Here is a 14,184-nt window from a genome sequence, read left to right as displayed (position 1 = left end):
TGCTCATGGAGCACGGCATCATGAAGGCCGTCGACGAGAGCCAGGTCGGCAAGACCGCCGCCGAGCTCACCGCCTGAGTGTGATGACGCCGGCCGGGACGCTCCGCGACCCGGCCGGGACGACGGCAACCCCAACGAGAGCGAGATTTCAAGATGAGCTTGGCCGAAAAGCAGAGCGTTGCTGAAATCAAGGCGCGCAACAAAGAACTCATCGCGGAAGTTCTCAAGGTTTATCCCGAGAAGACCGCGAAGCGTCGCGCGAAGCACCTGAACGTGCACGAAGCCGGTAAGTCCGACTGCGGCGTGAAGTCCAACATCAAGTCCATTCCGGGCGTGATGACCATCCGTGGCTGCGCGTATGCCGGTTCCAAGGGTGTGGTGTGGGGTCCCATCAAGGACATGATCCACATCTCCCACGGCCCGGTTGGCTGCGGCCAGTATTCCTGGGCGGCGCGCCGTAACTACTATATCGGCACGACCGGCATCGACACCTTCGTGACGATGCAGTTCACCTCCGACTTCCAGGAAAAGGACATCGTCTTCGGCGGCGACAAGAAGCTCGCGAAGATCATGGACGAAATCCAGGAGCTCTTCCCCCTCAATAACGGCATCACCGTCCAGTCCGAGTGCCCGATCGGCCTCATTGGCGACGACATCGAAGCCGTGTCGAAGGTGAAGTCCAAGGAATACGACGGCAAGACCATCGTCCCGGTGCGTTGCGAAGGCTTCCGTGGCGTGTCCCAGTCCCTGGGTCACCACATCGCCAACGACGCCATCCGTGACTGGATCTTCGACAAGCAGGATCCGAATCGGGTCGCCCCCTTCGAGTCCACCCCCTATGACGTCGCCATCATCGGCGACTACAACATCGGTGGTGACGCTTGGTCTTCCCGTATCCTCCTCGAGGAGATGGGCCTGCGCGTGATCGCCCAGTGGTCGGGTGACGGCTCGCTCGCCGAGCTGGAGAACACCCCCAAGGCGAAGCTGAACGTTCTCCACTGCTACCGCTCGATGAACTACATCTCGCGGCACATGGAAGAGAAGTTCGGTATTCCGTGGTGCGAGTACAACTTCTTCGGCCCGTCCAAGATCGCCGAGTCGCTGCGCAAGATCGCCAGCTACTTCGACGACAAGATCAAGGAAGGTGCTGAGCGCGTCATCGCCAAGTACCAGCCGCTGATGGACGCGGTCATCGCGAAGTATCGTCCGCGCCTCGAAGGCAAGACCGTGATGCTGTACGTGGGCGGCCTGCGTCCCCGTCACGTCATCGGCGCCTATGAGGACCTGGGCATGGAAGTGGTCGGCACCGGCTACGAATTCGCCCACAACGACGACTATCAGCGCACCGCCCAGCACTACGTCAAGGATGGCACGATCATCTATGACGACGTGACCGGCTACGAGTTCGAGAAGTTCGTCGAGAAGATCCAGCCCGATCTGGTCGGTTCCGGCATCAAGGAAAAGTACGTCTTCCAGAAGATGGGCGTGCCCTTCCGCCAGATGCACTCCTGGGACTATTCGGGCCCGTACCACGGCTATGACGGCTTCGCCATCTTCGCCCGCGACATGGACATGGCGATCAACTCTCCGGTGTGGAAGATGACCAACACCCCGTGGAAGAAGTCTCCGTCCAAGCCGACCATGCTCGCCGCCGAGTGATCGAGCGCGGTTAGCACCAGCTAGCGCCAGCTTGTCCCAGCCCCTCCCGCACGCGGGAGGGGCAACGGGAGAGGCACGTCGAGTTCAAGACCCACCATAAGGGGTTCGCTATGCCACAAAATGCAGATAACGTGCTCGATCACTTCGAGCTTTTCCGTGGTCCCGAGTACCAGCAGATGCTGGCCAACAAGAAGCGGATGTTCGAGAACCCCCGCGATCCCGCGGAAGTGGAGCGGATCCGCGAGTGGGCCAAGACCCCTGAGTATCAGGAAAAGAACTTTGCCCGCGAAGCCCTGACCGTGAACCCGGCCAAGGCCTGCCAGCCGCTCGGCGCGGTGTTCGTCGCGGTCGGCTTTGAGAGCACGATCCCGTTCGTGCACGGCTCGCAGGGCTGCGTGGCGTACTATCGCTCGCACTTCTCGCGCCACTTCAAGGAGCCCACCTCCTGCGTGTCCTCGTCCATGACGGAAGACGCGGCGGTGTTCGGCGGCCTCAACAACATGATTGACGGCCTCGCCAACACCTACAACATGTACAAGCCGAAGATGATCGCCGTCTCCACCACCTGCATGGCGGAAGTCATCGGCGACGACCTGAACGCGTTCATCAAGACCGCGAAGGAAAAAGGCTCGGTTCCGGCCGAGTATGACGTTCCCTTCGCCCACACCCCGGCCTTCGTCGGCAGCCACATCACCGGCTACGACAATGCCATGAAGGGCGTGCTCGAGCACTTCTGGGACGGCAAGGCCGGCACCACTGACAAGCTGGTGCGCGAGCCCAACGAGAAGATCAACTTCCTCGGCGGCTTCGACGGCTACACCGTCGGCAACATCCGCGAGATCAAGCGCATCTTCAACCTGATGGGCGTCGAGTACACCATTCTCGGTGACAATTCCGACGTGTGGGACACCCCCACCGACGGCGAGTTCCGCATGTATGACGGCGGCACCACGCTGGAAGAGGCGGCCAACGCCATCCACGCGAAGGCCACCATCTCCATGCAGGAATACTGCACCGAGAAGACCCTGCCCTTCATCAAGGGTCATGGTCACGAAGTGGTTGCGTTCAACCACCCGGTCGGCGTCGCTGGCACCGACAAGTTCCTGATGGAAGTCTCCCGCATCACCGGCAAGGAGATCCCTGAGGAACTCGCCCGCGAGCGCGGCCGCCTGGTTGACGCCATCGCCGACTCGTCCGCCCACATCCACGGCAAGAAGTTCGCCATCTACGGCGATCCCGACCTGTGCTACGGCCTGGCCGCCTTCCTGCTGGAGCTCGGCGCCGAGCCCACCACCGTGCTGTCCACCAACGGTGGCCCGAAGTGGGCGGCCAAGATGCAGGAGCTGTTCGACAGCTCGCCCTTCGGCGGCAACTGCAAGGCCTATCCCAACAAGGACCTGTGGCACATGCGGTCCCTGCTCTTCACGGAGCCGGTGGACTTCCTGATCGGCAACACCTACGGCAAGTATCTGGAGCGCGACACGGGCACCCCGCTGATCCGCATCGGCTTCCCGATCTTCGACCGTCACCACCATCACCGCCGTCCGGTGTGGGGTTATCAGGGTGGCATGAACGTGCTCATCACCATCCTGGACAAGATCTTCGACACCATCGACCAGAACACCATCGTTCCGGCCAAGACCGACTACTCCTTCGACATCATTCGTTGATGTCTTCGACCCGGGCGGGACTTTCCCGCCCGGGCTTCGTTGCGTGACCGCGAGCCGATCCGGGAGCCCCACCCGGGCCGACCCGACAGGGAGACCATCCGAAATTTTCCGCGATCTGACACAGCCCCGACGTTGAAGGAGAGATCCATGAGCTCGCTGTCGAACACGATTCAGGCCGTCTTCAACGAACCGGGATGCGCGAAGAACCAGAACAAGTCTGAAGCCGAAAAGAAAAAGGGCTGCACCAAGCAGCTGCAACCCGGCGGTGCCGCCGGCGGATGCGCCTTCGACGGCGCAAAGATTGCGCTCCAGCCCTTCACGGACGTCGCTCACCTCGTGCACGGCCCCATCGCCTGCGAGGGTAATTCCTGGGACAATCGCGGCGCGAAGTCCTCGGGCTCGAACATCTGGCGCACGGGCTTCACCACCGACATCAACGAAACCGACGTGGTGTTCGGCGGCGAGAAGCGCCTGTTCAAGTCCATCAAGGAAATCATTGAGAAGTACGATCCGCCGGCGATCTTCGTCTACCAGACATGCGTGCCCGCCATGATCGGCGACGACATTGACGCGGTCTGCAAGGCGGCGAAGGAGAAGTTCGGCAAGCCCGTGATCCCGGTGAACTCGCCCGGCTTCGTGGGCCCGAAGAATCTCGGCAACAAGCTTGCCGGCGAAGCCATCCTCGACCATGTCATCGGTACCGAAGAGCCGGAATACACCACGCCGTACGACATCAACATCATCGGCGAATACAATCTGTCGGGTGAGCTGTGGCAGGTGAAGCCGCTGCTGGACGAACTCGGCATCCGCGTCCTGGCCTGCATCTCAGGTGACGCGAAGTATAAGGACGTTGCCTCCTCGCATCGCGCCAAGGCGGCGATGATGGTGTGCTCCAAGGCCATGATCAACGTGGCCCGCAAGATGGAGGAGCGCTACGACATTCCCTTCTTCGAGGGCTCTTTCTACGGCATCGAGGATTCCTCGGACTCCCTGCGCGAAATCGCGCGGATGCTGATCGAGAAGGGCGCCGATCCGGAGCTGATGGACCGCACCGAGGCGCTCATCGCTCGCGAGGAGAAGAAGGCCTGGGAAGCCATCGCCAAGTATAAGCCTCGCTTCAAGGGCAAGAAGGTGCTGCTGATTACCGGCGGTGTGAAGTCCTGGTCGGTCGTCGCGGCTCTCCAGGAGGCGGGCCTTGAACTGGTCGGTACTTCCGTGAAGAAGTCCACCAAGGAAGACAAGGAGCGCATCAAGGAGCTCATGGGGCAGGACGCCCACATGATCGACGACATGAAGCCCCGCGAAATGTACAAGATGCTGAAGGACGCGAAAGCGGACATCATGCTCTCGGGCGGCCGCTCGCAGTTCATCGCGCTCAAGGCCAACATGCCCTGGCTCGACATCAACCAGGAGCGCCACCACGCCTATATGGGCTATGTGGGCATGGTGAAGCTGGTCGAGGAGATCGACAAGGCGCTCTACAATCCCATCTGGGAGCAGGTGCGTAAGCCCGCCCCGTGGGATAATCCCGAGGATTCCTGGCAGGCCAAGGCCATCGCGCAGATGGAGGCGGAAGCCGCCGCCCTCGCTGCTGATCCCGTGGCCGCCGAAGCGGCGCGGCGCGCCAAGAAGATCTGCAATTGCAAGAGTGTGGATCTGGGCACCATCGAGGATGCCATCACGGCGCACAGTCTCACGTCAGTGGAGGGCGTGCGTCAGCACACCAATGCCTCGGGGGGCTGCGGGGCCTGCTCGGTCCGCATCGAAGAGATCTTCGAGAACATGGGCGTGGCCGCGGCGGCCGCGGCGGAGGTGATCATTGATCCGGTGGCCGCCGAGGCCGCGCGCCGGGCGAAGAAGGTCTGCAACTGCATGAGCGTGGATGTGGGCACCATTGAGGATGTCATTCGCGCGCAGGGCCTGACGACGGTCGAGCAGGTGAAGACGCAGACCAAGGCTTCCGGTGGCTGCGGCAGCTGCGCGGAGCGGGTGGGCGATATCCTGTCCAGCGTGAACGGCGGCTCGGCGCCCGACGCGCTGGTGGCGGCGGAGTGAGGGCGGCAAGATGGCGAAGCTCGTTCCCTCCAAGAAGGCCTGCACGGTCAATCCGCTCAAGATGAGCCAGCCCATCGGCGGCGCCTTGGCGTTCATGGGGCTGCGCGGCTGCATGCCGTTGCTGCACGGCTCCCAGGGGTGCACCTCGTTCGGCCTGGTGCTGTTCGTGCGCCACTTCAAGGAAGCCATTCCGCTGCAGACCACCGCCATGAGCGAGGTGGCCACGGTGCTGGGCGGCCTTGAGAATGTCGAGCAGGCGATTCTCAACATCTACAATCGCACCAATCCCGAGATCATCGGAATCTGCTCCACCGGTGTCACGGAGACCAAGGGCGACGACGTGGATGGCTATATCAAGCTCATCCGCGCCAAGTATCCGCAGCTCGCGGACTTCCCGCTCGTCTATGTCTCGACGCCCGACTTTAAGGATGCGTTCCAGGACGGCTGGGAGAAGACCGTCGCCAAGATGGTCGAGTCCCTGGTGAAGACGCCGGAGCCCGGGGCCGCCAAGGACACGAAGCGCATCAATGTGCTGCCCGGCTGCCACATGACGCCGGGCGACCTGGACGAGCTGCGCACCATCATTGAGGATTTCGGGCTGGCCCCGTCCTTCCTGCCGGATCTGGCGGGCTCTCTGGATGGTCACATTCCCGACGATTTCACGCCGACCACCATCGGCGGCATCGGCGTTGAGGAAATCGCGACCATGGGTGAGGCGGCCTGGACCATCGGCATCGGCGCGCAGATGCGCCGGGCGGTGGATGCCATGGAGAAGAAGACCGGCTCCAGGGGGCGGGTCTTCGAGCGCCTGTGCGGGCTTGCGCCCAATGACCAATTCATCATGTTCCTCAGCGAGGTGTCGGGAAAGCCGGTGCCGCGCAAGTATCGCCGGCAGCGGGGCCAGCTCGTGGACGCGATGCTGGATGCCCACTTCCACCTCGGCGGGCGCAAGCTCGCCATCGGTGCCGAGCCGGACCTTTTGTTCGACATCGGCTCCATGCTGCACGAGATGGGCACCCACATTGTCGCGGCCGTGACGACGACGCAGTCCCCGGTGTTCGAAAAGCTGCCCACCGAGGAAGTGCTGATTGGCGATCTGGAAGATCTGGAGACCCTGGCCAAGGAGCGGGGCTGCGACCTGCTGATGACCCATTCCCATGGCCGCCAGGGCGCGGAACGGCTGAAGATTCCGTTCCACCGCATCGGCATGCCCATGTTCGACCGGCTTGGCGCGGGCCACCAGCTCTCGGTGGGCTATCGCGGCACGCGGGACCTCATCTTCAATCTCGCGAACCTCGTCATCAAGGATCACGAGGAGAACCACGAGCCGACCCCGGAAACCTGGCGCGACCCGTGGAATGCGGACGGCCATGGCCACGAAACTGGCACGACTTCTGCAGCGACCCATCACTAAGAAGAATGTCGAGGCGAAAGCACCATGAAAGTCGCATTTGCTACGCAGGACATGAAGCGCGTCGATGCTCATTTCGGTTGGGCGAAGCACATCGCCATCTATGAGGTGAACCCGGAAGAGCACCACTTCATCGAATCCGTCGAGTTCGACGGCGACCTGAAGGAAGACGGCAACGAGGACAAGCTGGCCCCGAAGATCGAGGCCATCAAGGATTGTGCGATTCTCTACGTGGCCGCCATCGGCGGCTCGGGCGCGGCGCGTGTGGTGGCGAACAATATCCACCCCATGAAGGTGAACCAGCCGGAAGAGATCTCCGATCTGATCGACAAGCTTTCGGAAGTTCTGAAGGGCGCTCCCCCGCCGTGGCTGCGCAAGGCCCTGAACAAGGGCAAGGAACGCAGCTTCGATTTCGAGGATTGAGGCGTCTTTCGCCCCCGGTCGTTCGCGTCAAGCCCGCGGCATCGCGGCTTGATGCTTTTCCTTCACGCGGCGCAATTGCGGCCGCCCGAAAATGCTCGAGAGGACGCCCCCATGGCCGAAGCAGCTGAAGCCGCCGTCGCAACGGTTCCCGCGGAAGAGTCGCCCTTCGTCAAGGAGCTCATCAAGGTCTGGCGCGCCCAGGACACCCACGGCGCCTGGGAAGGCAAGAAGGATCTCGACCTAATCGAGCCCTACATCATCGACAAGGAAGCGCGCCGCGCGCTGCCGATCATCGGAGATCCCGATCCGGAGACCATCTGGCGGCTGGAGCTGTTCTTCAACGCCGTGTGCCTGCTCATCGAGCGCGAGACCCGCGTGATGATCAGCCCCATGCTGAAGATGAGCCACGAAGGCTTCGGCCGCATGGTGCTTATCGGCGGCCGGCTGATCGTGGTGAACAAGCAGCTGCGCGACATACACCGTTTCGGCTTCGACAATCTCGGCAAGCTCGGGGAAGAGGGCATGAAGTATGTCACCTCCGGCGTCGAGATGATCAAGAAGTTCCCGGAAGTGGCCAACTACTGAGGCGACCATGAGCGATATAGATGCCCTGAAGGCGGAACTCAAGAAGCTGTCGGCCAAGGCCACCCAGGCCAAGATGGACCTTCATGACCTCTCCGAGGAACTGCCGGTGAACTGGGAGCAGATCCCCGTAGTGGCGAAGAAGGCCCATGATGCCTTTGCCGACCTGGAAAAGAAGCGGGCGGAGCTCAAGGCCCTCGAAGCGGCGTGACGCGCGCCGGTTGATCCTGGCGGCCCGGGGCGGGCCGCCCGAACCTGGAAGGTCTTTCCCATGTCTAACGAAACCCGAGATGGTCGAGCTTGGCAGCCAGACTACCTGCTCGACATCGATGCCGGGAAGTGCATCGGCTGCGGGCGCTGCTACAAGGTCTGCGGCCGGGATGTGATGACACTCAAAGGTATCAACGAGGACGGCGAAGTGGTCAGCCTCGATGATGACGAGGATGATGACGTCGAGAAGAAGGTGATGGTGATGAACGATTCGGGGGCCTGCATCGGCTGCGGTGCCTGCGCCCGAGTGTGTCCCGCCAACTGCCAGATCCACGGGATGGACAAGGCGGCCTGATCAAGGAGCAGCGGCGATGACAGCAGAAGAGGTCTACGACCAGCTCCTCGCAACGCCCGGTCCCGTCGATTGCGACGCTTTCGACCGGCATGTCGTCGCCGCGATCCTCTCCCTTGCCGTGGTGGAGGGGGGCGCATCCGGACAGGGCCCGCTGCAGGGCGTCGGGCTCTCAGGGGGCGCGCTGCGCCGGCTGCTCGGCCTTGCCTTTCCGCACCTGGGGGCGGAGGCTGAAAAGTGGTGCGCGGCATCCGCTCCCGACGTGGACAAGGAAGAGCAGTCCATCCGCGATATTCTGGGCATGTATTGCACGAGTGGCGATGCTCTTGAGCAGCTGCTGGGGGCAATGATTGCCCGGCGCTGCAAGTCGCCCCACCATTTGTGGCAGGATCTGGGGCTGCGCAATCGCGGCGAGCTCTCCGAGCTGATGAAGCGCCACTTCGCTCCGCTGGCGCAAAAGAACCGCAACGACATGAAGTGGAAGAAGTTTCTCTATCGCATGGTCTGCGGTTCGGAAGGCTTCACCTTGTGCACGGCGCCGGTGTGCGCGGAGTGCGATGACTTTCACGTGTGTTTTGGGGCGGAAGATGGTGAGTCCCGCCTGGCGTGGGCGCGAAACGGCAGGCCATCCTCCGAGCCCCCGGTGACGGAATTCCCCGCGGCGGCGGAATAAGCGCCGCGAGCGATTAGCGTTCGCGGCGCCTCTCACCGCGTCGGCGCGCCTGGCGCAAGCTGAACACTTATTCTGCAAGCCGAAAAAGCCGCCAGTGTCCGCGCGGGCGCGGTCCTGCGTCTCCAGTCTTGGAGCGCAGGCGGTGAGGGGCGCGCCGACCGAAGGCGTGCCATGCCTGACCCCTTGTCACGCCCAGTCGTCCGCGGTCGCGCCGCCTCCCGAGGCTCTGCAACGCGGTAACCTGCGGCTTGTCCCCCGGGCTGGCGGACGCGTCCGGCGTCGGTGCGCTCGGGCTCTCCCATGGGGCAAATTGCTCCGTCCCCGCCGCAGCGGCCGCCGTCCCGTCAGCATTGACCCCGGCGCATGTGGGAGCCCTCAGCCGCGTGCCGGCAGCTCTCCGCTGAGGGCGGTGGCGGGCCTGCAGCTGCTGATGGATCCAAGATCGGCAAGGATGGGCGCATCTCGGTGAAAACCCGTGCGGGCACGGGAATATCGGCGCGCCGCCCACAAAATCCATTAATACCATCATATTTATTGATTTATGTTGACGGTGCCGCCAGAGGGTGCGATCGTCGCTCTCATAAAGCGTTCGGCGCATTCGCCTGTTTCCTCTGGAGGTCCCATGAGCGCACGTCCCTCGTCCATCCGCGCCTGGATGGCGGCTCTTGTCCTGGCTGTGGCGGCGGGCGGTGTTGGCTGCAAGGGGGCGATCGCGGCGGAAACCACCCTTCTGAACGTGTCGTACGACCCCACGCGTGAGCTTTATGCGGACGTGAACAAGGCGTTCGGCGCCCAGTGGGAGAAGGCGCACCCCGGGGAGCGGCTGACCCTTCGCCAGTCCCATGGCGGTTCCGGCAAGCAGGCCCGCTCTGTCATTGACGGGCTGGAAGCGGATGTGGTGACGCTGGCGCTCGCCTATGACATCGACGCCATCGCGGCGCGCGGGCTGCTGGACAAGGATTGGCAGAAGCGCCTGCCCGACAATTCCTCTCCCTACACGTCGACCATCGTGTTCCTGGTGCGCAAGGGCAATCCCAAAGGCATCAAGGATTGGGACGACATCACCAAGCCCGGCATCAAGGTGGTGACGCCCAATCCGCGCACGTCGGGCGGCGCGCGCTGGAACTATCTGGCCGCCTGGGGCTATGCGCTCAAGAAGTTCGGCGGGGATGAGGAGAAGGCGAAGGCCTTCGTTCAGGCGCTCTACAAGAATGCCCCGGTGCTGGACACCGGCGCGCGCGGCGCCACCGTCACCTTCGTGGAGCGGGGCATCGGCGACGTGCTGATCGCGTGGGAAAACGAGGCCTATCTCTCGGTGAACGAGCTCGGCCCCGACAAGTTCGATATCGTCACCCCCTCCGTGTCCATCCTGGCGGAACCGCCGGTGGCGGTGGTCGACAAGGTGGTCGACAAGAAGGGCACGCGCACCGTGGCCGAGGACTATCTGAAGTTCCTCTACACCCCCGAGGGGCAGGAGCTGGCCGCGCGCCATTATTATCGCCCGCGCAATGCCGAGGTCGCCGCCAAGTACAAGGACAAGTTCGCGCCGGTGGAGCTGTTCACCGTGGATGAGGTGTTCGGCGGCTGGCAGAAAGCCCAGAAGACGCACTTCTCCGATGGCGGCGTGTTCGATCAGATCACCGGACGGTAGCATTGGGCATCTTCCCGTCATCAGCGACCACGCGACAGGGTGCGGACCGGGGCCGCGGGGTGTTAGGAATGCCCTGCGGCGCCCTCGTTTCCCCCGTCAGCGCCGGAGAGCGGTGAACTGTCCGTCATGTCGAACCTTGCGTTTCCTTTCGCACGCCGTCGGCCCCGGAGCGTCATACCCGGCTTCGGGCTCACGCTCGGGCTGACTTTGACGTGGTTGAGCCTGATCGTGCTCCTGCCCATGGCGGGGCTGTTCATCAAGACGTCGGAGCTCACCTTCTCGCGCTTCCTGTCCATCGTCACCGCCGAGCGCACGGTGCATGCGCTTCAGGTGTCGTTCGGCCTCTCTCTGGCGGCGGCGGTGGTGAATGCGGTGCTCGGGCTCGTGGTGGTGTGGGTGCTGGTGCGCTATGATTTTCCTTTCCGCCGGGTGGTGGATGCGCTGGTGGATATCCCCTTCGCCCTGCCCACGGCCGTGGCGGGCATCGCGCTGACAGCCATCTATGCGGAGAATGGCTGGGTGGGTTCGCTGCTGGCGCCGCTCGGCATCCAGGTGGCGTTCACCCCGCTCGGCATTCTGGTGGCGCTGGTGTTCATCGGCCTGCCGTTCGTGGTGCGCACGGTACAGCCCGTGCTCACCGATCTCGACCAGGAGCTGGAGGAGGCCTCCGCCAGCCTCGGCGCGTCGCGCTGGCAGACCATTCGCCGCGTGGTGCTGCCGGCCATCGGGCCCTCGCTGGTCACCGGCTTCGCCCTGGCCTTTGCGCGCGGGGTGGGGGAATATGGCTCCGTCATTTTCATTGCCGGCAATCTGCCGGGCGTGTCGGAGATTGCTCCGCTGCTCATCGTGATCCGGCTGGAGGAGTTCCGCTATGCGGACGCGACCGCCATCGCGGTGGTGATGCTCCTGGCCTCGTTCGTGCTGCTGGCCGCCATCAATGGCCTGCAGCGCTGGAGCGAGCGGCGCGGGAGGGCATCATGAGCCCGCCTTTCTCGTTCTTCCGCGCGCTGTCGCGCCGCCGCAAAGCCCGCTTTTCAGGAACCCGCCCATGAGCATCGACATCGTCGGCGTCACCAAGCGCTTCAAGTCCTTCACCGCCCTCGACAATGTGTCGCTGCACATCAATAGCGGCGAGCTGGTGGCGCTGCTGGGCCCCTCGGGCTCGGGCAAGACCACCCTGCTGCGCATCATTGCGGGCCTTGACTGGCCGGATTCCGGCGAGGTGCATTTCGATGGGGAGGACGCGCTCTCCCGCTCGGTGCGCGAGCGCAATGTGGGCTTCGTGTTCCAGCATTACGCCCTGTTCCGCCATCTCTCGGTGTTCGAGAATGTCGCGTTCGGCCTGCGTGTCCGGCGCGGCCCGGCCAAGCTGCCCGAGGCAGCCATCCGCGAGCGGGTGAACGAGCTTTTGTCCCTGGTGCAGATCGATTGGCTGGCGGATCGCTATCCGGCCCAGCTCTCGGGCGGCCAGCGGCAGCGCGTGGCGCTGGCGCGGGCGCTCGCCATCTCGCCGCGCGTGCTGCTGCTGGACGAGCCCTTCGGCGCGCTCGATGCGAAGGTGCGCAAGGAGCTGCGGCGCTGGCTGCGGCATCTGCATGAGGAAATGCCCGTCACCTCCGTGCTCGTCACCCACGACCAGGAGGAGGCGCTGGAGGTCTCCGACCGCATTGTGGTGATGGGCCGGGGTCATATCGAGCAGGTGGGCGCCCCGGAGGATGTCTATCGCAATCCGGCGACCGCCTTCGTGCACGATTTCATCGGCGAAACCGTGCGCCTGCCGGGGGAAGTCCGCGGCGGGGCGCTCTATCTCAAGGGGCAGCGGCTGGGGCTCGATGCCCAGGGGGTGGGCGATGGCCCGGCGCAGATCCTGGCGCGCCCCCACGAGGTGGAGCTGGCGCCGCCCGAGGGCGCGCCGTTCGCCGGCCGGGTCCTGGCCCTGCGCAGCTTCGGCCCAAACCGGCGTGTGGATGTGGAGATCGCTTCCGATGCCGGCACCACGGTGGTGGAAGCCGCGGTGCCCACCGATCGGGAGATTGCCGTCGGCGCCCAGGTGGGCCTGCTGCCCCACCGCTACCGGGTTTTTTCCGCGACCGCCTGATGCGGACGCCCGCGCGTATCGGGCCGAAGACGCGTGCCAAGGAAGACGCGCGCCAAGGGGGTGTCCCAGGGAGCGTCTCAGGAGCGTGCGAAAGGGCGGGGGAGCCCGAGGCATGGACCTGGCTTAGCCCGAGCAGCCTCAAGGCGCGCCTGCCGGTCGATGACCGTCACTGGCCGGACCGTCGAAGCGTTCAGTGCGATTTCATGGCTCCCCCCCGGCCCCGTGAGCAGTCGGCCGGGGACCGGGGCGTGAGCTGCGCCCCACGCCCTTGCCACCATCCCGGCCCGCCTGCGCGGAGCCCATCCCGGCCTCAGGGGGCCGGGTTGCCGTGGAGCTGGAACACGGCGTTCACCTTCGCCTCGATCTCCGGCGTGATGGCGAGCGTCGCCGTGGCCAGCGTCTCCTGAAGCTGGGCGACAGAGGTGGCACCGATGATGTTGGAGGTCACGAACGGCCGGCTGGTCACCCAGGCCTGGGCCAGCTGAACGGGCGACAGGCCCAGCTCCGCCGCCAGGGCGAGATAGGCCTTGATGGCCTCTTCCGTGCCCGGCTTCTCATAGCGCTGGCCGCGATTGAACAGGGTGGTCCGGGCGCCGGCGGGGCGGGCGCCATTGAGATATTTGCCGGTGAGATAGCCCTGCGCCAGCGGCGAATAAGCCAGCAGGCCCACCTGTTCGCGCGTGGCGAATTCGGCCAGCCCCTCCTCATAGGTGCGGTTGAGGAGGTTGTAAGCGTTCTGCACCGACACCACCCGCGGGCCGATGCCCTTTTGCGCCGCCATCAGGAAGCGGTGGAGGCCCCAGGCGGTTTCGTTCGACAGGCCGATGTGGCGCACCTTGCCGGCCTTCACCAGATCGGCCAGCGCCGCCAGCGTTTCCTCGATGGGGACTTCCGGCGCGTCGTTCTCCGAGCGCGTGGCGGTGGGGCTGCCGAACAGGGGCACCGCGCGGTCCGGCCAGTGGAGCTGGTAGAGGTCCACATAATCGGTCTGCAGCCGGCGCAGCGACGCGTCGATGGCCTCGTTGATGTTGCGCGCGTCGAGGCGCGGATTGGAGCCGTCGGCCCGCAGCCAGGTCTGGGTGGAGCGCCCGGCCACCTTGGTGGCGAGGATCACCTTGTCCCGATTGCCGCGCGCCTTCAGCCAGGTGCCGATGATGCGCTCGGTGGACCCCTGCGTCTCCGCCCGGGGCGGAATGGAATACATCTCCGCCGTATCGATGAAGTTGATGCCGGCATCGAGCGCGAGATCGAGCTGGGCGTGCCCCTCGGCCTCCGTGTTCTGCTGGCCGAAAGTCATGGTTCCAAGGCAGATGGACGATACGGCGAGGCCGCTGTCTCCAAGGGGACGATACGCGATCATGGGGGCTCCGCGGGGCGAGGATCGGGGCTGGATGGTGGGTT

The 14,184-nt window shown here is 64.4% G+C and carries 14 protein-coding genes; 13 read left to right on the top strand and 1 reads right to left on the bottom strand.

The window, feature by feature from the left end; all coding sequences use genetic code 11:
* The 13 genes from L0966_RS20585 to L0966_RS20525 form a co-directional block, all read left to right on the top strand.
* Nucleotides 1-77 (top strand): dinitrogenase reductase (locus L0966_RS20585; RefSeq protein WP_234053936.1); only part of this gene is annotated, 77 nt, incomplete at its 5' end.
* Nucleotides 78-152: 75 nt separating this feature from the next.
* A complete protein-coding gene (gene nifD / locus L0966_RS20580) occupies nucleotides 153-1,658 on the top strand; it encodes a nitrogenase molybdenum-iron protein alpha chain (RefSeq protein ID WP_234053935.1) in 1,506 nt (501 codons plus the stop codon).
* 110 nt (nucleotides 1,659-1,768) lie between these two features.
* Nucleotides 1,769-3,328 (top strand): nitrogenase molybdenum-iron protein subunit beta, encoded by a 1,560-nt coding sequence (gene nifK / locus L0966_RS20575; protein ID WP_234053934.1) that lies wholly within the window; start codon nucleotides 1,769-1,771, stop codon nucleotides 3,326-3,328.
* Nucleotides 3,329-3,475: 147 nt separating this feature from the next.
* Nucleotides 3,476-5,383, top strand: coding sequence for a nitrogenase iron-molybdenum cofactor biosynthesis protein NifE (gene nifE, locus L0966_RS20570; RefSeq protein ID WP_234053933.1), 1,908 nt, complete (start codon nucleotides 3,476-3,478; stop codon nucleotides 5,381-5,383).
* 10 nt (nucleotides 5,384-5,393) lie between these two features.
* The gene (nifN, locus tag L0966_RS20565; protein ID WP_234053931.1) at nucleotides 5,394-6,797 is read left to right on the top strand and encodes a nitrogenase iron-molybdenum cofactor biosynthesis protein NifN; all 1,404 of its coding nucleotides are present in this window, start codon (nucleotides 5,394-5,396) and stop codon (nucleotides 6,795-6,797) included.
* Nucleotides 6,798-6,821: 24 nt separating this feature from the next.
* Complete coding sequence (gene nifX, locus L0966_RS20560) at nucleotides 6,822-7,217, top strand: nitrogen fixation protein NifX (RefSeq protein WP_234053930.1); 396 nt, start codon at nucleotides 6,822-6,824, stop codon at nucleotides 7,215-7,217.
* A gap of 111 nt (nucleotides 7,218-7,328) precedes the next feature.
* The gene (locus L0966_RS20555) at nucleotides 7,329-7,802 is read left to right on the top strand and encodes a NifX-associated nitrogen fixation protein (protein ID WP_234053929.1); all 474 of its coding nucleotides are present in this window, start codon (nucleotides 7,329-7,331) and stop codon (nucleotides 7,800-7,802) included.
* Nucleotides 7,803-7,809: 7 nt separating this feature from the next.
* A complete protein-coding gene (locus L0966_RS20550; RefSeq protein WP_234053928.1) occupies nucleotides 7,810-8,010 on the top strand; it encodes a CCE_0567 family metalloprotein in 201 nt (66 codons plus the stop codon).
* Nucleotides 8,011-8,070: 60 nt separating this feature from the next.
* The gene (gene fdxB / locus L0966_RS20545; protein WP_234053927.1) at nucleotides 8,071-8,364 is read left to right on the top strand and encodes a ferredoxin III, nif-specific; all 294 of its coding nucleotides are present in this window, start codon (nucleotides 8,071-8,073) and stop codon (nucleotides 8,362-8,364) included.
* Between the two features lie 16 nt (nucleotides 8,365-8,380).
* A complete protein-coding gene (locus L0966_RS20540; RefSeq protein WP_234053925.1) occupies nucleotides 8,381-9,034 on the top strand; it encodes a nitrogen fixation protein NifQ in 654 nt (217 codons plus the stop codon).
* A 655-nt stretch (nucleotides 9,035-9,689) separates the two neighbouring features.
* On the top strand, nucleotides 9,690-10,685 hold the full coding sequence (locus L0966_RS20535) for a sulfate ABC transporter substrate-binding protein (RefSeq protein ID WP_234053944.1): 996 nt from the start codon (nucleotides 9,690-9,692) through the stop codon (nucleotides 10,683-10,685).
* 126 nt (nucleotides 10,686-10,811) lie between these two features.
* On the top strand, nucleotides 10,812-11,666 hold the full coding sequence (gene cysT / locus L0966_RS20530; RefSeq protein ID WP_234053924.1) for a sulfate ABC transporter permease subunit CysT: 855 nt from the start codon (nucleotides 10,812-10,814) through the stop codon (nucleotides 11,664-11,666).
* Nucleotides 11,667-11,733: 67 nt separating this feature from the next.
* Nucleotides 11,734-12,783: a sulfate/molybdate ABC transporter ATP-binding protein gene (locus tag L0966_RS20525; RefSeq protein WP_234053923.1), complete on the top strand. Its 1,050-nt coding sequence runs from the start codon at nucleotides 11,734-11,736 to the stop codon at nucleotides 12,781-12,783.
* A gap of 310 nt (nucleotides 12,784-13,093) precedes the next feature.
* On the opposite strand, the gene L0966_RS20520 is transcribed toward L0966_RS20525, so the two are convergent.
* Nucleotides 13,094-14,140: an aldo/keto reductase gene (locus L0966_RS20520; RefSeq protein ID WP_234053942.1), complete on the bottom strand. Its 1,047-nt coding sequence runs from the start codon at nucleotides 14,138-14,140 to the stop codon at nucleotides 13,094-13,096.
* Between the last annotated feature and the right edge of the window lie 44 nt (nucleotides 14,141-14,184).

Origin of the sequence: Xanthobacter sp. NM-59 (genome assembly GCF_021401125.1) — a bacterium.
Lineage (GTDB): Bacteria > Pseudomonadota > Alphaproteobacteria > Rhizobiales > Xanthobacteraceae > Xanthobacter.
Note: the sequence above shows the minus strand (reverse complement) of the source record. Positions and strands in the feature narration are given on the sequence as shown.